Annotated in this window: 19 protein-coding genes; 11 read left to right on the top strand and 8 right to left on the bottom strand. The window is 68.1% G+C overall.

The window, feature by feature from the left end; all coding sequences use genetic code 11:
* Positions 1–12 precede the first annotated feature (12 nt).
* Positions 13–954: an ornithine carbamoyltransferase gene (gene argF, locus NWF24_RS23535; protein WP_093049615.1), complete on the bottom strand. Its 942-nt coding sequence runs from the start codon at positions 952–954 to the stop codon at positions 13–15.
* Positions 951–2,159 (bottom strand): aspartate aminotransferase family protein, encoded by a 1,209-nt coding sequence (locus NWF24_RS23530; RefSeq protein WP_258350651.1) that lies wholly within the window; start codon positions 2,157–2,159, stop codon positions 951–953. Before NWF24_RS23530 ends, argF begins: the two co-directional genes overlap by 4 nt.
* Before the next feature lie 161 nt (positions 2,160–2,320).
* Here NWF24_RS23530 and NWF24_RS23525 point away from each other — a divergent pair, with 161 nt between their 5' ends.
* Positions 2,321–2,650, top strand: coding sequence for a DUF3579 domain-containing protein (locus NWF24_RS23525; RefSeq protein WP_093049621.1), 330 nt, complete (start codon positions 2,321–2,323; stop codon positions 2,648–2,650).
* A gap of 146 nt (positions 2,651–2,796) precedes the next feature.
* Here the strand turns inward: NWF24_RS23525 and rpsT are convergent, their stop codons facing one another.
* Positions 2,797–3,111: a 30S ribosomal protein S20 gene (gene rpsT, locus NWF24_RS23520; protein ID WP_007831346.1), complete on the bottom strand. Its 315-nt coding sequence runs from the start codon at positions 3,109–3,111 to the stop codon at positions 2,797–2,799.
* Between the two features lie 131 nt (positions 3,112–3,242).
* On the opposite strand from rpsT, the gene murJ reads away from it, so the two are divergent.
* The 7 genes from murJ (at position 3,243) to NWF24_RS23485 (ending at position 10,188) form a co-directional block, all read left to right on the top strand.
* On the top strand, positions 3,243–4,796 hold the full coding sequence (gene murJ / locus NWF24_RS23515) for a murein biosynthesis integral membrane protein MurJ (protein WP_258350650.1): 1,554 nt from the start codon (positions 3,243–3,245) through the stop codon (positions 4,794–4,796).
* A gap of 75 nt (positions 4,797–4,871) precedes the next feature.
* Complete coding sequence (locus tag NWF24_RS23510; RefSeq protein ID WP_258350649.1) at positions 4,872–5,723, top strand: SirB1 family protein; 852 nt, start codon at positions 4,872–4,874, stop codon at positions 5,721–5,723.
* Between the two features lies 1 nt (position 5,724).
* Positions 5,725–6,153, top strand: a complete 429-nt coding sequence (locus tag NWF24_RS23505) for a bleomycin resistance protein (protein WP_258350648.1) — start codon at positions 5,725–5,727, stop codon at positions 6,151–6,153.
* Between the two features lie 144 nt (positions 6,154–6,297).
* Positions 6,298–6,741 (top strand): YciI family protein, encoded by a 444-nt coding sequence (locus NWF24_RS23500; RefSeq protein WP_258350647.1) that lies wholly within the window; start codon positions 6,298–6,300, stop codon positions 6,739–6,741.
* A 37-nt stretch (positions 6,742–6,778) separates the two neighbouring features.
* Complete coding sequence (locus NWF24_RS23495) at positions 6,779–7,204, top strand: YciI family protein (protein WP_258350646.1); 426 nt, start codon at positions 6,779–6,781, stop codon at positions 7,202–7,204.
* 70 nt (positions 7,205–7,274) lie between these two features.
* Positions 7,275–8,519: an RNA polymerase sigma factor gene (locus NWF24_RS23490; protein ID WP_258355342.1), complete on the top strand. Its 1,245-nt coding sequence runs from the start codon at positions 7,275–7,277 to the stop codon at positions 8,517–8,519.
* A gap of 130 nt (positions 8,520–8,649) precedes the next feature.
* Positions 8,650–10,188: a M14 family metallopeptidase gene (locus NWF24_RS23485; RefSeq protein ID WP_258350645.1), complete on the top strand. Its 1,539-nt coding sequence runs from the start codon at positions 8,650–8,652 to the stop codon at positions 10,186–10,188.
* A 6-nt stretch (positions 10,189–10,194) separates the two neighbouring features.
* On the opposite strand, the gene NWF24_RS23480 is transcribed toward NWF24_RS23485, so the two are convergent.
* The 5 genes from NWF24_RS23480 to purM form a co-directional block, all read right to left on the bottom strand.
* Positions 10,195–11,196 (bottom strand): GlxA family transcriptional regulator, encoded by a 1,002-nt coding sequence (locus tag NWF24_RS23480; protein WP_258350644.1) that lies wholly within the window; start codon positions 11,194–11,196, stop codon positions 10,195–10,197.
* Positions 11,160–11,789, bottom strand: a complete 630-nt coding sequence (locus NWF24_RS23475) for a DJ-1/PfpI family protein (protein ID WP_258350643.1) — start codon at positions 11,787–11,789, stop codon at positions 11,160–11,162. The genes NWF24_RS23480 and NWF24_RS23475 overlap by 37 nt, the downstream gene beginning before the upstream one ends.
* A 5-nt stretch (positions 11,790–11,794) precedes the next feature.
* Positions 11,795–12,355 carry a cysteine hydrolase family protein gene (locus NWF24_RS23470; protein WP_258350642.1) on the bottom strand — a complete coding sequence of 187 codons (561 nt, stop codon included), beginning with the start codon at positions 12,353–12,355 and terminating at the stop codon, positions 11,795–11,797.
* Positions 12,356–12,475: 120 nt separating this feature from the next.
* Entirely contained in the window at positions 12,476–13,561 is a 1,086-nt protein-coding gene (locus NWF24_RS23465; protein WP_258350641.1) for an AI-2E family transporter, read from the bottom strand.
* 50 nt (positions 13,562–13,611) lie between these two features.
* Positions 13,612–14,652 (bottom strand): phosphoribosylformylglycinamidine cyclo-ligase, encoded by a 1,041-nt coding sequence (gene purM, locus NWF24_RS23460; protein ID WP_258350640.1) that lies wholly within the window; start codon positions 14,650–14,652, stop codon positions 13,612–13,614.
* 130 nt (positions 14,653–14,782) lie between these two features.
* Between purM and hda the strand changes: the two genes are divergently transcribed.
* From hda to folK, 3 genes are read left to right on the top strand one after another with little or no spacing between them, the layout of a single operon-like run.
* On the top strand, positions 14,783–15,469 hold the full coding sequence (hda, locus tag NWF24_RS23455) for a DnaA regulatory inactivator Hda (RefSeq protein ID WP_305367572.1): 687 nt from the start codon (positions 14,783–14,785) through the stop codon (positions 15,467–15,469).
* A gap of 27 nt (positions 15,470–15,496) precedes the next feature.
* Positions 15,497–17,131, top strand: a complete 1,635-nt coding sequence (gene pcnB, locus NWF24_RS23450) for a polynucleotide adenylyltransferase PcnB (RefSeq protein ID WP_258350639.1) — start codon at positions 15,497–15,499, stop codon at positions 17,129–17,131.
* Positions 17,128–17,766 carry a 2-amino-4-hydroxy-6-hydroxymethyldihydropteridine diphosphokinase gene (gene folK / locus NWF24_RS23445; RefSeq protein ID WP_093049659.1) on the top strand — a complete coding sequence of 213 codons (639 nt, stop codon included), beginning with the start codon at positions 17,128–17,130 and terminating at the stop codon, positions 17,764–17,766. Before pcnB ends, folK begins: the two co-directional genes overlap by 4 nt.
* The last annotated feature ends 3 nt before the right edge of the window (positions 17,767–17,769 follow it).

The following is a 17,769-nucleotide window of genomic DNA, read 5'->3' as shown; positions in this document are numbered from 1 at the left end:
TGCTTCAGAGAATCAGAGCCTGCCGAGGAGCAGGAACTCCATCAGCGCCTTTTGTGCGTGCAGGCGGTTCTCGGCCTCGTCCCACACCACCGACTGCGGCCCGTCGATGACTTCGGCCTGCACTTCTTCGCCGCGGTGGGCGGGCAGGCAGTGCATAAACAGGGCTCCGGGCTGGGCGATGCGCATCATGTCCTCGTCGACGCACCAGTCGGCAAAGGCCTTGCGGCGCGCTTCGTTCTCGGCCTCGTAGCCCATGCTGGTCCAGACGTCGGTGGTGACGAGGTCGGCGCCGCGGCAGGCTTCCATCGGGTCCTTGAAGACCTTGTAGCTGTCGCCCGAGCGGATGCCGGCGATCGACTGGTCGACCTCGTAGCCGCTGGGCGTGCTCACGTGCACCGTGAAGCCCAGGATCTCGGCCGCCTGCAGCCAGGTGTTGGCCATGTTGTTGCCGTCGCCCACCCACGCCACCGTCTTGCCCTGGATGGAGCCGCGGTGCTCGATGTAGGTGAAGATGTCAGCGAGGATCTGGCAGGGGTGGAACTCGTTGGTCAGCCCGTTGATGACGGGCACGCGCGAGTGCGCCGCAAAGGTGTCGATCTTGGTCTGCTCGTAGGTGCGGATCATCACGATGTCGACCATGCGGCTGATGACCTTGGCGCTGTCCTCGATGGGCTCGGCGCGGCCGAGCTGGCTGTCGCCCGTGGTCAGGTGGACCACGCTGCCGCCGAGCTGGTACATGCCGGCCTCGAAGCTCACGCGGGTGCGCGTGCTGGCCTTCTCGAAAATCATGGCCAGCGTGCGGTCGACCAGCGGCTGGTGCTTTTCGTAGGTCTTGAACTTCTTCTTGATGATCGCCATGCGATCGAAGAGGTAGGCGTACTCGTCGGCAGTGAAGTCCGAGAACTGCAGGTAGTGCCGGATGGCGGCGGGTGCGGTCGTCGTGGCGGTCGTCATTGGGCGGCAGGCTCCGACAGGAAGTTTTTGACGATGGGCGCGAGGATGGCGACGATCTCGTCGGCCTCGGCGATGCTCAGGATGAGCGGCGGGACGAGGCGGATCACCTTGTCGGCCGTCACGCTCAGCAGCAGGCCGGCGTCGCAGGCGCGGTTCAGGATCACGCCGCAGGGACGGTCGAGCTCGATGCCGAGCATCAGGCCCTGGCCGCGGATTTCCTTCACGCCGGGCAGGCTGCCGATTTCGCGCTCCAGCGCGGCCTTCAGGTGGGCGCCGACGGTGGCGGCGTTCTCGAGCAGCTTGTGCTCTTCCATGATGCGGATGGTTTCGACACCTGCGCGCATGGCGAGCGGGTTGCCGCCGAAGGTGGTGCCGTGGTTGCCCGGGCCGAAGATGTTGGCGGCCTTGGGGCCGGCCACCACGGCGCCGATCGGCACGCCCGAGCCCAGGCCCTTGGCCAGCGGCATCACGTCGGGCTTGATACCCGCCCACTGGTGGGCGAACCACTTGCCGGTGCGGCCCATGCCGCATTGCACTTCGTCGATCATCATGAGCCAGTCGCGCTCGTCGCAGAGTTGGCGCACCTGTTTGAGGTATTCGACGCGCATCGGGTGGATGCCGCCTTCACCCTGGATGGTTTCGAAGAACACGGCGACCACGTTCGGGTTGCCTTCGGTGGCCTTCTTCAGCGCTTCGATGTCGTTCAGCGGCACGCGGATGAAGCCCTCGACCAGCGGGCCGAAGCCGGCCTGCACCTTGGGGTTGCCGGTGGCCGAGAGGGTGGCGATGCTGCGGCCGTGGAAGGCGGCTTCGTAGACGACGATTTCGGGGCGCTCGATGCCCTTGTCGTGGCCGAACTTGCGCGCCAGCTTCAGGGCGGCTTCGTTGGCTTCGAGGCCGGTGCAGCAGAAAAACGCGTTGGTGAGGCCCGAAATCTCGGTCAGCTTGGCGGCGAGCTGTTCCTGGCCGGTCACGTGGTAGTAGTTGGAGCTGTGGATCAGCTTGGTCAGTTGATCCTGCAGGGCGGGCACCAGCTCGGGGTGGTTGTGGCCCAGCGTGTTCACGGCAATGCCGCCGAGGCCGTCGATGTAGGCCTTGCCCGTGGTGTCCCAGACTCGGCAACCCTGACCGTGCGACAGTGCGATCGGCAGGCGACCGTAAGTGTTCATGACGTGGGGCGAGGTGGGCTGGGCGGTAGCGCTCATTCGGGTTCTCCAGATAGGGAAGGCGGATTCTAGGCGTGCCGTTTGACGGCTTCGTTGAGGATTCCGCATTACAGCAATGCCCCATGTTCAGGATGCAAAAAGTGCCGCGGATAGAATCGCTTGCTGCACCGCAGCACCCGCTCCGGTCGCCTCATTCAACGATGATTTCCCCCACTGCCAAAGAAATCTTCATCCAGGGCATCACCAAGGATGGCCGGACATTCCGCCCCAGCGATTGGGCCGAGCGTCTGGCCGGCGTGATGTGCTCTTTTCGCCCCGGTGGCGCCTATCCGGGCAGCCACCTGAGCTACTCGCCCTGGTGCATTCCGACGACCATCAACGGCGTGAAGTGCGTGATCGTGAACCGCGAGCTGCGCGATGCCGAGCCGATGGCCTGGGATTTCTGCGTGAACTTCGCGAGAGACAACGACCTGCAGGTGGCCGAGGCCTGTCTGGTGCCCGACACGCCCATCCCTCCCAAGAAGGCCTGACGGGCCTTTTTTCTTGTCCATCCGCCCGGGTTCATGAACCGAACGGGCATGAAAAAACCGCCCGAAGGCGGTTTTTCACTTTGCTGCAGCGCACCCCGATCAAACGGCGGACTGGAGAATTCCGGTCCGGGCTTGCCTGACAGGTGTCAGGCGGCGGCCTTTTCAGGCGCGAGGGCGAGGGCCTTGACCTTGGCCGACAGGCGGCTCTTGTCGCGGGCTGCCTTGTTCTTGTGGAAGATGCCCTTGTCGGCGACGGTGTCGACGATGCTCTGGGCCTTCGCGAACAGTTCGCTTGCCTTGGTCTTGTCGCCAGCCAGAACAGCCTTTTCGACGTTCTTGACAGCGGTACGGTATTTGGAGCGCAGCGAGGTGTTCGCAGCGTTGAGCTTGGTGTCCTGGCGGACGCGCTTACGGCCGGAGGCGAGGCGCGGGTTCTTCTTCTTGGGCTTGGCGGATGCCATATTTAATGTTCCTTAGGTGTCTGAGGATGATGCAGCAAAGCTCTCCATTATAGGCCGGGTTGGCCCTTTTGCCCAATTCGCGCCCGAATCGGCCCGTTTCGGCACCTTCGCGGGCCCTACACTCGGCCCCCGTGTCCCTGCTCAAATCCGCCTCCACCGTCTCCCTGCTGACTCTCGCTTCGCGGATCACGGGCCTTGTGCGCGACGTGCTGTTTGCCTCGGTTTTCGGCGTCAGCGCGCTGACCGACGCCTTCAACGTCGCATTCCGCATCCCCAACCTGTTCCGGCGGGTCTTCGGCGAAGGCGCCTTCAGCCAGGCCTTCGTGCCGGTGCTGGCCGCGCGCAAGGCCGAAGACGGGGAAGAGGGCGCCCGGCAGCTGATCGACCATGTCGCCACGCTGCTCACCTGGACGCTGCTGGTCGTGTGCGTGGCCGGCGTGGCCGGAGCGCCGCTGCTGGTCTGGGCCATGGCGAGCGGACTGCCCGGCTTCGACTCGGCCGTGATCATGACGCGCTGGATGTTCCCGTACATCGGCTTCATGTCGCTGGTGGCGCTGGCGGGCGGCATTCTCAACACCTGGCGCAAGTTCGCGGTGCCGGCGGCGTCGCCGGTGCTGCTCAACATCGCGCTGATCCTGGCGATCGTGGTCGGGGCGCCGCTGTTTCGCCGGTGGGGCATCGAACCGATCTACGCGCAGTGCGTGGGCGTGCTGGTGGGGGGCGTGCTGCAGCTGGCCCTGCAGATTCCGGCGCTGCGCAAGCTCGGGCTGATGCCGCGCGTCGGCGCGAGCTTCAGGGCGCTGCGGACCGCGTGGACCGACCCGGCCACGCGCAAGGTGCTCAAGTTGATGCTGCCCGCGCTGCTGGGCGTGAGCGTGGCGCAGATCTCGCTGCTCATCAACACGCAGATCGCCTCGCACCTCGCGGTGGGCAGCGTGACCTGGATCACCAACGCCGACCGGCTGATGGAATTCCCCACCGCCATGCTCGGCGTGGCGCTCGGCGTGGTGCTGATGCCGCAGCTGGCCGGCGCCCGCGCCGCCAAGGACGACGCCCGCTATTCGTCGCTGCTCGACTGGGGCCTTCGCCTCGTCGTACTGCTTTCGGCGCCTTGCGCCGTCGCGCTGCTGCTGTTTGCCAAGCCGCTGGTAGCGGTGCTCTTTCACAACGGCGCGTACACCGGCGAGGACGTAGGCCGCACGACCCTGGCGTTGATGGGCTACGGCGTCGGGCTGGTCGGCATCGTGGCTGTGAAGGTGCTCGCGCCCGGCTACTACGCCAAGCACGACACGCGCACTCCGATGCTCATCGCCGTGGGCGTGCTGGTGCTGACGCAGGTGCTCAATATCTTCCTGGTGCCGGTGCTGCAGCACGCGGCGCTGACCCTGACCATCGCCATCGGCGCGCTCGTCAATTCGACCTGGCTGCTGGTTGGCCTGATGCGCCGCGGCAGCTACAAGCCCGAACCGGGCTGGGGCAAGTTCGCGCTGCAGGTGCTGGCGGGCACGCTGGTGTTGGCCGGCCTGCTGTTCTGGGGCTCGGGCCATTTCGACTGGGTCGGCCTGCGTGAGCAGCGCCTGTTGCGCATCGGCCTGCTCGCCGCGCTGATCGCCGGCTCGGCGCTGCTGTATTTCGCCGTGCTGGCAGCCGTCGGCGTGCGGCTGCGCAGCTTTCTGCGCCGCTGAGGCCCGCGGGCGGGACGTTGGCAATACGCACGTGTTCCGCCTTGACGCTCCCTGAATGCTCCTCTACAAAGACACATGACGTTCAGCTTTCAGGTTCCTACCGCACTGGAGTATTTCGAATCGCTGGTTCGCAGCGACGATCAATTTCCGCTGCTCGAAGCCGCCGCCAGCCTGGCGCAGGACGAATACCCCGATCTCGACGTGCAGCAGGTGCTTGGCGATGTAGACCAGCTCCTGGCCCGCCTGAAGCGCCGCCTGCCGGCCGACGCCGCACCGCTGGCCCGCCTGCGCGCCCTGAACCAGTTCTTCTTCAATGACCTGAGCTTCGGCGGCAACGTCAACGACTACTACGACCCTGACAACAGCTACCTGAACGCCGTGCTGCGCACCCGCCGCGGCATCCCGATCTCGCTGGCCGTGCTGTGGATGGAACTGGCGCAGGGCCTGGGCCTGCAGGCACGCGGCATCGGGTTTCCGGGGCATTTCATGCTCAAGGTGACGCTGCCCAAGGGGCAGGTGGTGATCGATCCTTTCACCGGCAAGTCGCTGTCGCGCGAAGAACTGGGCGAGCGGCTCGAGCCCTACAAGCGCAGCAACGGCCTGGTCGGCGACTTCGACGTGCCGCTGGGCCTGTATCTGCAGCCCGCAAGCCCGCGCGAAATCATCGCCCGCATGCTGCGCAACCTGAAGGAAGTGCACCACGCGCAGGAAGACTGGCAGCGCGTCATCGCCGTACAAGACCGCCTGATCGCCCTGTTGCCCAGCGCCTGGGGCGAGTACCGCGACCGCGGCATCGCGCATGCCGAACAGGGCAACACCGCGCAAGCCGTGCGCGACCTGGAAACCTACCTGGCGAAGGCCGAGGACGCCCTTGATATCGACGCGATTGCCGAGCGCGTCGCCATGTTGCGCCGAATGGCCAGCTGAAATGAACACCAAGGCCGGTGTGAGCCCGGCGCCCGACCTGGGCACCCTGCATGAATTCCACGGCGTGCAGCCCGTGCTGCCGGTGTCGGACGTGTCGCGCGCCGCGCGCTGGTTTCGCGACGTGCTGGGCTTCGAGCTCGACTTCATCGCGGGGGAGCCCCCCAGCTACGCCCGGGTGAAGAAGGGCGACCGCAGCTACGGCGACCCGGTCTACCTGAGGCTGTGGCAATGCAACTCGCGCGAGGCCAAACCCTGGCGCGGTGAAATCGTGATCCACGTGGGCAAGGACATCGACGGCCTGCACGCCGCTTACGTGAAGCGCGGCGTGACGGTCATCGAGCCGCCGACCTCCCAGCCTTGGGGGCTGCGCGAGTTCGCGATCCGGGAGCCTGACGGCCACATCCTGCGCTTCTGCGGCTACCTGCCCTGAAGCCTCGATTTCAGAAACACAAAATTACAAATAGATCGATGCGATCGTGTCGATCCGTCTTCCGCTCGTCCGACGTGTGAACAGGAGCAGGCAATTTTCATTCGTCAGCCGCTCCCAGTCTCATCAACCTTCAGGAGAAACGACATGCGATTCATGATTCTGGTCAAGGCCAACGCCGATTCCGAAGCCGGCGTGATGCCCAGCACCGAAATACTCACCGCCATGGGCAAGTTCAACGAGGAGCTGGTCAAGGCCGGCGTGCTGCTGGCGGGCGAAGGCCTGCACCCCAGCTCCAAAGGCGTGCGCGTGCGCTGCGAAGGCCCGACCAAGCGCACCGTCATCGACGGCCCCTTCGCCGAAACCAAGGAGCTGCTGGCCGGTTTCTGGCTGTTCCAGGTCAAGTCGAAGGAAGAAGCAATCGAGTGGATCAAGCGCAGCCCCTTCCAGGAAGGCGAGATCGAGATCCGCCAGGTGTTCGAGGCTGCCGACTTCGGCGACTCCATGACGCCCGAGCTGCTCGCCCAGGAAGACCGCCTGCGGGCCGAGACCGAGGCCCACATCAAGGCCGGTACCAAGGCCGGCAGCTGAAGCAGCCGCAACCGGATCGAACCCAAGGAGACCCACCATGCGATTCATGCTGCTGATGATTCCCCACGGCTACGAAACCGCCGCGCCCGGCACCATCCCCGAAGACGTCGATGCGGTGTCGGCCATGATGGCCTACAACGAGTCGATGCAGAAAGCCGGCGTGCTGATCAGCTGCGACGGCCTGCATCCGCCCTCGATGGGCGCGCGCGTGAGCTTCAAGGACAAGAAGCCCAAGATCGTCGACGGCCCCTTCGCCGAGGCCAAGGAAGTGCTCGGCGGCTTCTGGATCATCGACGTGCCTTCTCGCGCCGCCGCCATCGAATGGGCCGCGCGCTGCCCCGGCTCTGACAACGAGGTCGTCGAGGTGCGCCAGATCCAGGAAATCGGCGACTACCCGGCCGACGTGCAGGCGCTGACCAGCGAGTTCGCGTCGATGCAGACCGTCAAGAAGACCGCGCCGTAAAGCCGTGATCAGGGAAGAGGGCCGCGCGGACGTCGCCGCCATCCACCGCACCATCGAGGCGGTGTGGCGCATGGAGTCCGCCAAGATCATCGCCACCGTCGCGCGCATGGTGCGCGACTTGGGCCTGGCCGAAGAGCTGGCCCAGGACGCGCTGGTCTCGGCCCTCGAGCAATGGAGCGAATCCGGCGTGCCCGACAACCCCGCGGCCTGGCTCACGGCAGTGGCCAAGCGCCGCGCGCTCGACCGCCTGCGCCACCTGCAGCTGGCCGAGCACAAGGCCGGCGAAATCGGCCGCGAGATCGACGCACAGCACGAGATGGCACAAGACGATTTCGCCGAAGCGGTCGATGCCGCGCTTGACGACGACATCGGCGACGACCTGCTGCGGCTGGTGTTCACCGCCTGCCACCCGGTGCTGTCGACCGAAGCCCGCGTGGCGCTCACGTTGCGGCTGATGGGCGGCCTCACCACCGACGAGATCGCGCGCGCCTTTCTCGTGCCAGAAGCCACCGTGGCGCAGCGCATCGTGCGTGCCAAGCGCACGCTGGCCGAGGCGCGCGTGCCCTTCGAGGTGCCGCGCAGGCACGAGCTCGAAGCCCGGCTCACCTCGGTGCTCGAAGTGATCTACCTGGTCTTCAACGAAGGCTACTCGGCCACCGCCGGCGACGACTGGATGCGCCCCACGTTGTGCGATGAAGCCCTGCGCCTGGGCCGCATCGTGGCCGAGCTGGTGCCGAAGGAGGCTGAGGTGCACGGCCTCGTGGCGCTGATGGAAATCCAGGCTTCGCGAACGGCCGCGCGCGTGGGACCGTCGGGCGAGCCGGTGCTGCTGCTCGAACAGAACCGCGCGCGCTGGGACCAGATGCTGATCCGTCGCGGCCTCGCGGCGCTCGCGCGTGCCGAAGCACTCGGCGGCGCGCTCGGCCCCTATGCGCTGCAGGCCGCCATCGCCGCCTGCCATGGCCGCGCGCGCACCGCCGACGAAACCGACTGGGGCCGCATCGCTGCGCTCTACGACGCGCTGGCCGAACTCACGCCGTCGCCCATCGTCGAGCTCAACCGGGCGGTCGCGTTGTCGATGGCCTTCGGGCCGGCGACGGGGCTGGAGGTGGTCGATGCGCTCATGGACGAGCCTTCGCTCAAGGGCTACCACCTGTTGCCGACCGTGCGCGGCGATCTGCTCTTCAAGCTCGGCCGCCGCGACGAGGCGCGCAAGGAATTCGACCGCGCCGCCGCGCTCACGCGCAACACGCGCGAGCGGGCGCTGCTCCTCGCACGTGCGCGGGCCTGCCTCCTCGATGGCACTGCCGGGTGAGCTGAGCGCCTGCTGAAGCTGCGCTGGCTCGCGCGGCCGGTGCCGGGAGAAAATGCGCGCCATGCTGCGCACCCCCTCCCTCCGCCTCCTGTGCGTTTCCTGCCTGGCCCTGCTGCCGGCTGTTTCTGCCTTGGCCCAGTTCGATCCCGCCAAGGTGTGGGTCGAGCCGCCGACCATCGCCGCGCGTTTCCCAGATCCGCCGGTGAGCTACGCCACGCCGGGCTTTCGCGCTGGGCGCACCGACTTTCCCTCGCACGCCGAGGTGCTCGCCTTCTTGAACGACCTTGCGCGCCAGTCGCCGAACGTGCGCGTCGAGCGCCTGGGCCTGTCGCAGCAGGGGCGCGAGATGCCGCTGGTGGTGCTGGCCGACCAGGGGCGAATCGATCCCGCGCGCCCCACGGTGATGGTGATCGGCCAGCAGCACGGCAACGAGCCGGCCGGTGGCGAAACGGTGTTGGCATTGGCGCAGCAGTTCGCCAGCGAGCCCGGCGCCGCGCTGCTGAAGAAGGTGAACCTAGTGCTGGTGCCGCGCGGCAACCCGGACGGCGCCGAGCGCTTCACCCGCGTCACCGCCAACGGCATCGACGTGAACCGTGACCACCTGCTGCTGCGCACGCCCGAGGCGCGCATGCTCGCGGCCGCCACCTTGCGCTACCAGCCGCAGGTGGTGCTCGACTTGCACGAGTTCACCGTCGGCGGCCGCTGGATCGACAAGTTCGGCGCGGCCATGAAGTACGACGGCCTGCTGCAGCCGGCTACCGTGGGCAACCTCGACCCCGCCATTGCCGCAAGCGCGCAGCGCGACTACGTCGACGCCATCCAGGCCGCATTCACGCAGGCCGGATTGCAGGGCTTCAAGTACCACACCACCTCCGGCGGCAAGAGCGAGGACCGCACGGTGTCGATGGGCGGCGTACAGCCCGACACCGGACGCAACGTGAGCGCGCTGCGCCAGGCCGTGAGCCTGCTGCTCGAAGTGCGCGGCGTGGGGCTCGGGCGTGCGCACTTCGCGCGCCGCGTGCACACGCAAGTGCTGGCCGCCACCACCGTCATCGAGACGGCCGCGAAGCAGGGGCCGGCACTGATTCAGCTCACCGCACAGGCCGGGCAGCGCGCGAAGGCCGAGGCCTGCCATGGCGATCTCGTGGTCGAGGCCTGGCAGACGCCGATGCGGCAACGCCTCGAATTCCTCGACGCGAAGAGCGGGGAAGACAAGACAGTCGAAGTCGAATGGCGCGCCGCCGAGCCGCTCAAGATTGCCAACGCCCGCCCGCGCCCCTGCGGCTATCTGCTCGCGGCCAGCGAGACCACGGCCGTGCAGCGCCTGCAGATGCTGGGCGTGCGCGTGGAGCGCATCGACAGCGCGGCGCCCTGGCAGGTGGAGCGCTACGAGATCCTGTCGCAGACCGACGGCCAGCGGCAGGATGCGCGCGGCGCCATCGAGGACGGTGAGGCGATCCGTGCCTTCCGCGTGCGGCCGCGGGCCGGTCGCGCTGTGGTGCAGCCGGGGAGCTTCTACGTGTCGCTGGCGCAGCCGCTGTCGCCGCTGGTCAGCGCGGCGCTGGAGCCCGACTCGCAGAACAGCTATGCGGCCAACCGGCTGCTCGAGATCGGCGACGACAGGCTGCTGCGCGTGCCAGGCCCCGCGCCCGCCGGCGTCTGGCACTGAGCGTCTTCAGGCCTTGAAGGCCGAGTTCGCCTCCGAAGGCGAGCCCGGCAACCCGAACTGGTGCCACGCGCGGCGCAACTGGGTGTCCGAGCCGAAGCCCGACTGCTCCGCCGCCCGCGTCACGCTCGCGCCCGAGGCCAGCGCGAGTTGCGCGGCCGCAAGCCGCAGCCGCCGCAAATAGGCCAGCGGCGCCACGCCCGCATGTTCGACAAACAGCCGCGTGAGGTGCCGCGCCGAGGTGTGCGCCACCTCGGCCATGCGCGGCACGCTCCAGTCGGCCTGCGGCTGTTCGCTGACCGCGTCCTGCACGCGGTGCAGCGCGGCATGCAGGTGGTTGCGGTAGGCAAGAAAGGGCGACAGCTCCGGGTCGTGCGGGCCGCGGCGCAGCGCCACCACCATGGTCTGCGCGACCTGCGCCGCGAGCGCTTCGCCGCACAGCCCGGCGATGCGGTGCAGGACCAGGTCGATGCCGGTCGTCACGCCCGCGCTGCTGTACAGCGGCGGATCGATCACGAACACGCGGTTGCTGACCACGTCGCAGCGCGGCTCCACGGCACGCAACTCGTCGAGGTGCTGGTGGTGCGTGGTGGCGCGCCGGCCCGCCAGCGCGCCGGCATGCGCGGCCAGCACCGCGCCGGCGCAGATCGTCAGCAGCTCCAGCCGGTCGCGCTCGAAGCGCAGGCCGCGCAGCCAGTGCAGCAAGTCTTGCGTCTCGGGGTTGTCGATGGCAATGGTGTCGCCGGGCAGGCCGACCAGCACGATCCAGCCGGGGCCGTCCCACTGCGTCGGCAAGGGCGAGAGCCCGGCCAGCGCGACGCCGACCGAGCCCATCGCCGTCGGCCGGGGGCTCGCGAACTCGATGGCAAAACGCTCGGGCTGGCCCATTGCGCGCAGCCGCTGGTTGGCGATGCGCAGCGCCTCGGCCGGGCCGGCCCAGTCGAGCACGATGCTGCCGGGCAGGAGGACGAAGACTACGCGGATGGGTTGTGGCTGGGGTTGCGGGTCCATGCGTAGTCCATCTGGCGCGCGGTGCGCTCGGCCAGTTCGCGCCCGGCCAGCCGCTCGACGAGGTGCAGGCTCATGTCGATGCCGGCGCTGATGCCTGCGGAACTGACGATGCGGCCGTTGTCGACCCAGCGCACGCCGTCGCGCACGTCGAGCAAAGGAAAGCGCTCGCGCAGGTCGGCGATGTCTTCCCAGTGGGTGGTGACTGTGTCGTTCGTGATCACGCCGCTTTCGGCCAGCAGGAACGCGCCGGTGCAGACTGAGGCGACGACCTGCGCGCCAGCGGCGCTGCGGGCGATCCAGCGCAGCGTGTCGGGGCTGGCCATCGGCGCGTCGACCACGCCGCCAGGGACGATCAGCACGTCGGCCTTCGGGCTGTCGGCCAGCGTGTGGTCGACCAGCAGTTGCAGGCCGGCGCGCGCCTGCACGGGCTGGCCGCCTGCCGCATGGGCCACCGATGCGACATCGAACGGCGCCGCCGTGCCTGGCTGCATCCGCTGGCTGACCCGGCTCGCAGTGGTGAACACCTCGAAGGGGCCGGCGAAGTCCAGCGCCTCGACGCCGTCGAAGGCGAGGATGAGTACGCGCAAGCTCATGCCGCTCACGCCACGGCCCGTTCGAGCGCCTGCGCCACGGTGCAGACGGTGGCGAAGCGGCCTTGCAGCACGGTGGCGGTGCGGGCCTTGATGTCGGAGGCCGAAAGCGGCCGGCCGTCGGGCTGCACCATGTCGAAGGTGAGCGTGGCGTCGGTCACGTAGTCGACCTCCCAGCCCAGGTCCGAGGCGTGGCGGGTGGTGGTTTCGCAGCACTGCTCGGTGCGGATGCCGCTCACGATCAGCCGGCCGATGCCGTTCTGCGTGAGCCAGATGTCCAGTCCGCTGTTGACCAGCGCGCTGTGGCGGTGCTTGGTGAAGGTGCCCGTGGCAGCGAAGTCGGCAAGCCCGCCGATGGGGCGTACGTGGCCCGATTCGACGGCAAACGGGTTGCTCGCATCGGACGGCTCGTCGGTGTGAAAGACCCGCACGATCGGCACGCCAGCGGCGGTGCAGCCTTCGATCAGCGCGTTCTGCGCGGTGAAGTAGGGAGCGGCATGGCTTTCGGACCAGTACGCGCGCTGGCGGAACGATTCCTGGGCGTCGATCACAATCAGACAGGTTTTCATGGCGGGGCTCGCAGGGGCGAAGTGGATGATGCCGCCTATTCTTCTGCCTTGCCAGCCCGCAGTCCGCTCGCGGCCGGACCAAAACCGATCAGATCAGGACATTGCTGCCTGATGGCCTCGTCAGACCAGCGACGCGGCCTGCAGCTCTTTCTTCAGGTACGCGTAGTACAGCGGCGCCGCCACCAGCCCGGCCGGCCCGAACACCGCCTCGGCCACGAACATCACGGCCAGCAGCTCCCACACGCTCATCTGTGTGCGTGCGCCGACCACTTTGGCGTTGATGACGTATTCAGCCTTGTGGATCACGATCAGGAAGATCAGGCACGCCGCCGCCGTGACCGGCGACACCGACAGCCCCACCAGCGTGATCACCGAGTTGCAGACCAGGTTGCCCACGATCGGCACCAGCCCCGCCAGGAAGGTGAGGGTGATGAGCGCTGGCGTGTACGGCAGGTGCGCGCCCCACGTCGGCATGATGAACAGCAGGAAGATGGCCGTGAGCAGCGTGTTGAAGGCCGCGATCCAGAACTGGGCCGCCACGATCTGCCCGAAGGCCTCGCCGAAGGTCCGCACGCGCTGGTGCAGTTGGTCGGCCAGTGGCAGGCGGCGCAGCGGCGCGTGCCCCACGGCGGCCAGGCCGCCCACGATCAGGCCCACGTACGAAAAGAGAATGCCGTGCAGCCAGGCCCGCCCGGCCACGGCCAGCGAGCCGGCCTGCGCGCGCAGGTAATTGGCGATCACCCGCTGCACCTCGGCCGCGCCCTCGGGGAGGTACACCGCGATTTCGACTGGCAGCTTGGAGCGCAGCTCGAGCACCGTGCGCGCCGTGTAGTCGAGCAGTTCGCGGTACTGGTCGGGCGCATCGACGATGTATTCGCGGGCCTGCGACAGCAGCAGCGTGATCAGCGCGATCGGCCCCACCAGCACGAGGATGACGGCCAGCACGCCGGCCCAGCCATCGGCGCTCTGGCCGCCGAGCGCTGGAATGCGCCGCATGCCCGCGCTCAGCACCCGTGCGAACCACCGCGTGGCCAGGAAGCCGATGCAGACGCACAGCAGCCCCGGCAGCAGGTGTTCCCACATCACCAGCAGCAAGGCGGCCAGCATCAGCAGGTAGCTTGCGATCATCACGCCACGCGAGGCGGGCGGGCGGTGGACGGGGGCCGTTGTCACGGCGGGGCTGATGGGTTGTGGCTTCTTGGCCATCCGGTGCGTCGCGTGCTCAGTTCAGGACATTGTGGATGGGCGGCCGGCGCTCAGCCGACGACTACCGCGGCGCCTTCGCCGCGCTCGGCGATCACGCCGATCTCGTGCACCGACTCGCCGGCAGCGCGCAGCGTGGCGGCGCAGGCGGCGGCTTCAGCCGCGTCGATCACGACCACCATGCCGATGCCGTTGTTGAAGGTGCGGTTCATCTCGATGTCGTCGATGCCGGCCACCTTCTGCAGCCAGGCGAACAGCTCGGTCTGCGGCCAGCTGCCCTTCTTCAGGTGGGCTGCGGTGCCTTCGGGCAGTACGCGCGGGATGTTCTCGAGCAGGCCGCCGCCGGTGATGTGGGCCAGGGCCTTGATCGGGTGCTTGCCCAGCGCTTCGAGCACCGGCTTCACGTAGAGGTGGGTGGGTTCCATCACGGCTTCGCGGAAGGGCTTGCCGTCGAGGGTGGCGGGCAGGTCGGCGCCGGCGCGTTCGATCACCTTGCGCACCAGGCTGAAACCGTTGGAGTGCACGCCGGCCGAGGCCAGGCCCAGCACCACGTCGCCGGGCTTGACGTTCTGGCCCGTGAGAATCTTCGACTTTTCGACCGCGCCGACCGCAAAGCCCGCCAGGTCGTACTCACCGGCCGGGTACATGCCGGGCATTTCTGCGGTTTCGCCGCCGATCAGCGCGCAACCGGACAGTTCGCAGCCGCGGGCGATGCCGCCGACCACGGCTGCGGCCGTGTCCACGTCCAGCCTGCCGCAGGCGAAGTAGTCGAGGAAGAACAGGGGCTCGGCGCCCTGCACCAGCACGTCGTTGACGCTCATTGCCACCAGGTCGATGCCGACCGTGTCGTGCATGTTCCATTCGAAAGCCAGCTTGAGCTTGGTGCCCACGCCGTCGGTTCCGCTCACCAGCACCGGCTCCTTGTAGCGCTTGGGCACCTCGAACAGGGCGCCGAAGCCGCCGATGCCGGCCAGCACTCCTTCGCGCATGGTCTTCTTGGCCAGGGGCTTGATGCGGTCGACCAGCGCGTCGCCGGCATCGATGTCGACACCGGCATCCTTGTAGCTGAGAGGAGTGGGCGTAGGGGAAGTCATGGGTGGTCGAGGTCGGGAAGGACGCGAAGAGTAGGAGCGGAAGGCGGCGCCGGTAACCATGGTGGCCGGGCCGATAGAATTCCTCACGATTTTAAGGGCCCTCGCGGCCCCCTCCATGAACCTTCCCGGGATGAAACAGCTCGCGCTCGATATCGGCATTGCGACGGGCCCCAGCTTCGACGCCTTTTTTGCCGGCCCCAACGAGGCGGCGCTGCGGCACCTGCAAGTGTGGGTGGGCGGCGCCGGCAGCCCCGCGCTGCACTCGCCGGTGCCCACCTATCTGTGGGGCGAAGGCGGCAGCGGCAAGAGCCATCTGCTCGAATCGGTGCGTGTCGCACTGCGCGAGCAGGGCGCCAGCGTGGGCTGGCTGCACGCCGGCCTGCTGGAGCCGCCCGAGTTCGACGAGCGCTGGGGCGCCGTCCTGCTCGACGACGTGCACCTCTACACCGCCGTGCAGCAGCACGCGGCCTTCAACTGGTTCGTCAACGCCCAGACCCTGCAGCGCGGCGTGGTCGCCGCCGGCGCCTTGCCGCCGGCCGACCTGCCGCTGCGCGAAGACCTGCGCACCCGCCTCGGCTGGGGCCACGTGTTCCACTTGCAGGTGCTGAGCGAAAGCGAACGCCGCGCGGTGTTGCGCCAGGCCGCCGATGCGCGCGGCGTGATGCTGTCCGACGACGTGCTCGACTACATGCTGCACCGCTTCAGCCGCGACCTCGGCAGCCTGATGGAGCTGCTCACGCAGCTCGACGGCTATGCCCTGCAGACGCAACGCGCGATCACCATTCCGCTGATCCGCTCCATGCTCGAGAACGAATAAAAGAGCGAACTAGGCTTTCAACCAACAATGATCAAGAAATTCATCGACAAGCTGCTCGGCAAATCTGCCGGCGGCACGCAGGGCAAGAGCCGCTTCGGCAAGCGCCAGGAGGTGCCGGCAGAGGTTCACAAGATCGATCCGGCCCTGGTCGACGAACGCGCGAAGAACGTGGTCACGACGCTGCAGCAGGCCGGCTACGAGGCCTACGTGGTGGGCGGCGCGGTGCGCGACCTGCTGCTGGGGCTGCGCCCCAAGGACTTCGACGTGGCCACCAATGCCACGCCCGAGCAGGTCAAGTCGCTGTTTCGCCGCGCCTTCATCATCGGGCGGCGTTTTCGCATCGTGCACGTGGTGTACGGCCGTGGGCGCGAACACGAGGTGATCGAAGTCTCGACCTTCCGCGCCTACATGGACAACACCGCCTCCGAGCAAGTGGCGGGCAACGAGCGCACCAGCAAGGGCGAGCTTGCCAGCATGAAGCACGCCGTGGACGCCAGCGGCCGCGTGCTGCGCGACAACGTCTGGGGCCCGCAGGAAGAAGACGCGGCGCGCCGCGACTTCACCGTGAACGCCATGTACTACGACCCGGCCAACCAGGTCGTGGTCGACTATCACAACGGCATCAAGGACGCGCAGAAGCTCACGCTGCGCATGATCGGCGATCCGGCCACGCGCTACCGCGAAGACCCGGTGCGCATCATTCGCGCCATCCGCTTCTCGGCCAAGCTCGCCGCCCTGGGCTTCAAGATGGAAGCCAAGACGGCGGCTCCGCTGATCGAGTCGAGCAAGCTGCTGGCCGATGTGCCGCAAAGCCGCCTGTTCGATGAAATGCTCAAGCTGCTGCAGACCGGCCACGCGATTGCGACCGTCGAGCAGCTCAACAAGCTCGGCCTGGCTCGCGGCATCTATCCACTGCTCGACGTGGTGGTGGAGCGCGCCGACCAGCCCTTCGTGAAGGCCGCCCTGCAGGACACCGACCGCCGCGTGGGTGAAGGCAAGCCCGTGGCGCCCAGCTTCCTGCTGGCCTGTGTGCTGTGGGCCGACGTGCGCGACGGCTGGGCCCAGCGCCAGGAAGGCCGCCACGGCCAGCGCCCGCAGCCGCCGTTCCCGGCGCTGCAGGACGCCATCGACGACGTGTTCAATGCCCGCATCGGCGATGTCTCGGGCCGCGGCAAGCTGGCCGCCGATATGCGCGAGATCTGGATGATGCAGCCGCGCTTCGACAAGCGCACCGGCTCCACGCCCTACAGCCTGGTCGAGCAGGCGCGCTTCCGCGCCGCGTTCGATTTCATGCGCCTGCGCGCCGACGTGGGCGAGGTGAGCGAGGCGATTGCCGAGTGGTGGCAGGAATTCAGCATTGCCGACGACGTGCGCCGCCAGGACCTGCTGGAGCAGGTGCGCGAGGAGCAGAAGGTGCGCCAGCGCGTGCGGGTGCGCGAAACCCCGGCGCCGAAGTCGCGCGGCGGTGAACCGGCCGTGCGCAAGAGCCAGGCCCCCGATTCGGAGCAGGACGACGAAGTCGAAGAGGTTGAAGTAGAAGCTGGCGCAGTGCCGCCCGATGGCGAGGCAGTGCCACGCAAGCGCCGGCGTCGCCGCAAGCCACGCACCGGAGGCGGTGGCGGTGCTGGTGGTGGGGGCGGCGGGAGCGCCGAAGGCGCATGAGCACGCCCAACCGGCCGAAGGACGGCAAGCCAGGCCCCAAGGCCAAGGCGGCACCGCCGCGCGCGGGTGGTGGCGCCAAGCCGCCGTCTGCAGGCGCCAAGAGCGGCCCGCCCGCGCGCCGCGCGCCCACCCGCGCTCCTTCGCGCAGCCCACGCGGTCCGCGGGAGGACTACCCCACGGCACAGGCCTTCATCGCCATCGGCGCCAACCTGGGCGATGCCGAGGCAGCCGTGAAGGCCGCCATGGCGGACATCGGCGCGCTTCAGCGAACCGTGGTGACGGCCCGTTCGTCGCTCTATCGCAGCGAGCCGGTGGATGCCGAAGGCCCCGATTTCATCAACGCCGTGGTGGCCGTGCGCACCGGCCTGGATGCCGAGCAACTGCTCGTGGCGTTGCAGCGCCTGGAGGCGCTGGCCGGCCGCGAAAGGCCGTTTCCCAATGCGCCGCGCACGCTCGATCTCGATTTGCTGATGCACGGCAACTCGGTGATCGACACACCGACGCTGACCTTGCCGCACCCCCGCATGCGCGAGCGCGCCTTCGTGCTGAAGCCGCTCGCCGAAATCGCGCCCGACAAGGTGCCGCGCGCTGCGCTGGCACGTGTCACGGGTCAGGTGGTCAAGCGCATCGTCTGAAGG

The sequence above is a fragment of the Variovorax paradoxus genome, from assembly GCF_024734665.1.
In the GTDB taxonomy this organism is placed as follows: Bacteria; Pseudomonadota; Gammaproteobacteria; order Burkholderiales; family Burkholderiaceae_C; genus Variovorax.
The sequence above is the reverse complement of the archived record's forward strand: the minus strand, read 5'-3'. Positions and strand labels throughout refer to the sequence as shown.

What these genes read in the sequence shown, in the direction of transcription:
- NWF24_RS23530 (WP_258350651.1), bottom strand. Translation starts at nt 2,159, where the DNA reads ATGAGCGCTACCGCCCAGCCCACCTCGCCCCACGTCATGAACACTTAC.
- NWF24_RS23480 (WP_258350644.1), bottom strand. Translation starts at nt 11,196, where the DNA reads ATGGACCCGCAACCCCAGCCACAACCCATCCGCGTAGTCTTCGTCCTC.
- NWF24_RS23495 (WP_258350646.1), top strand. Translation starts at nt 6,779, where the DNA reads ATGCGATTCATGCTGCTGATGATTCCCCACGGCTACGAAACCGCCGCG.
- NWF24_RS23470 (WP_258350642.1), bottom strand. Translation starts at nt 12,355, where the DNA reads ATGAAAACCTGTCTGATTGTGATCGACGCCCAGGAATCGTTCCGCCAG.
- hda (WP_305367572.1), top strand. Translation starts at nt 14,783, where the DNA reads ATGAAACAGCTCGCGCTCGATATCGGCATTGCGACGGGCCCCAGCTTC.
- folK (WP_093049659.1), top strand. Translation starts at nt 17,128, where the DNA reads ATGAGCACGCCCAACCGGCCGAAGGACGGCAAGCCAGGCCCCAAGGCC.
- rpsT (WP_007831346.1), bottom strand. Translation starts at nt 3,111, where the DNA reads ATGGCATCCGCCAAGCCCAAGAAGAAGAACCCGCGCCTCGCCTCCGGC.
- purM (WP_258350640.1), bottom strand. Translation starts at nt 14,652, where the DNA reads ATGACTTCCCCTACGCCCACTCCTCTCAGCTACAAGGATGCCGGTGTC.
- pcnB (WP_258350639.1), top strand. Translation starts at nt 15,497, where the DNA reads ATGATCAAGAAATTCATCGACAAGCTGCTCGGCAAATCTGCCGGCGGC.
- NWF24_RS23505 (WP_258350648.1), top strand. Translation starts at nt 5,725, where the DNA reads ATGAACACCAAGGCCGGTGTGAGCCCGGCGCCCGACCTGGGCACCCTG.
- argF (WP_093049615.1), bottom strand. Translation starts at nt 954, where the DNA reads ATGACGACCGCCACGACGACCGCACCCGCCGCCATCCGGCACTACCTG.
- NWF24_RS23490 (WP_258355342.1), top strand. Translation starts at nt 7,275, where the DNA reads ATGGAGTCCGCCAAGATCATCGCCACCGTCGCGCGCATGGTGCGCGAC.
- NWF24_RS23500 (WP_258350647.1), top strand. Translation starts at nt 6,298, where the DNA reads ATGCGATTCATGATTCTGGTCAAGGCCAACGCCGATTCCGAAGCCGGC.
- NWF24_RS23465 (WP_258350641.1), bottom strand. Translation starts at nt 13,561, where the DNA reads ATGGCCAAGAAGCCACAACCCATCAGCCCCGCCGTGACAACGGCCCCC.
- NWF24_RS23525 (WP_093049621.1), top strand. Translation starts at nt 2,321, where the DNA reads ATGATTTCCCCCACTGCCAAAGAAATCTTCATCCAGGGCATCACCAAG.
- NWF24_RS23475 (WP_258350643.1), bottom strand. Translation starts at nt 11,789, where the DNA reads ATGAGCTTGCGCGTACTCATCCTCGCCTTCGACGGCGTCGAGGCGCTG.
- NWF24_RS23510 (WP_258350649.1), top strand. Translation starts at nt 4,872, where the DNA reads ATGACGTTCAGCTTTCAGGTTCCTACCGCACTGGAGTATTTCGAATCG.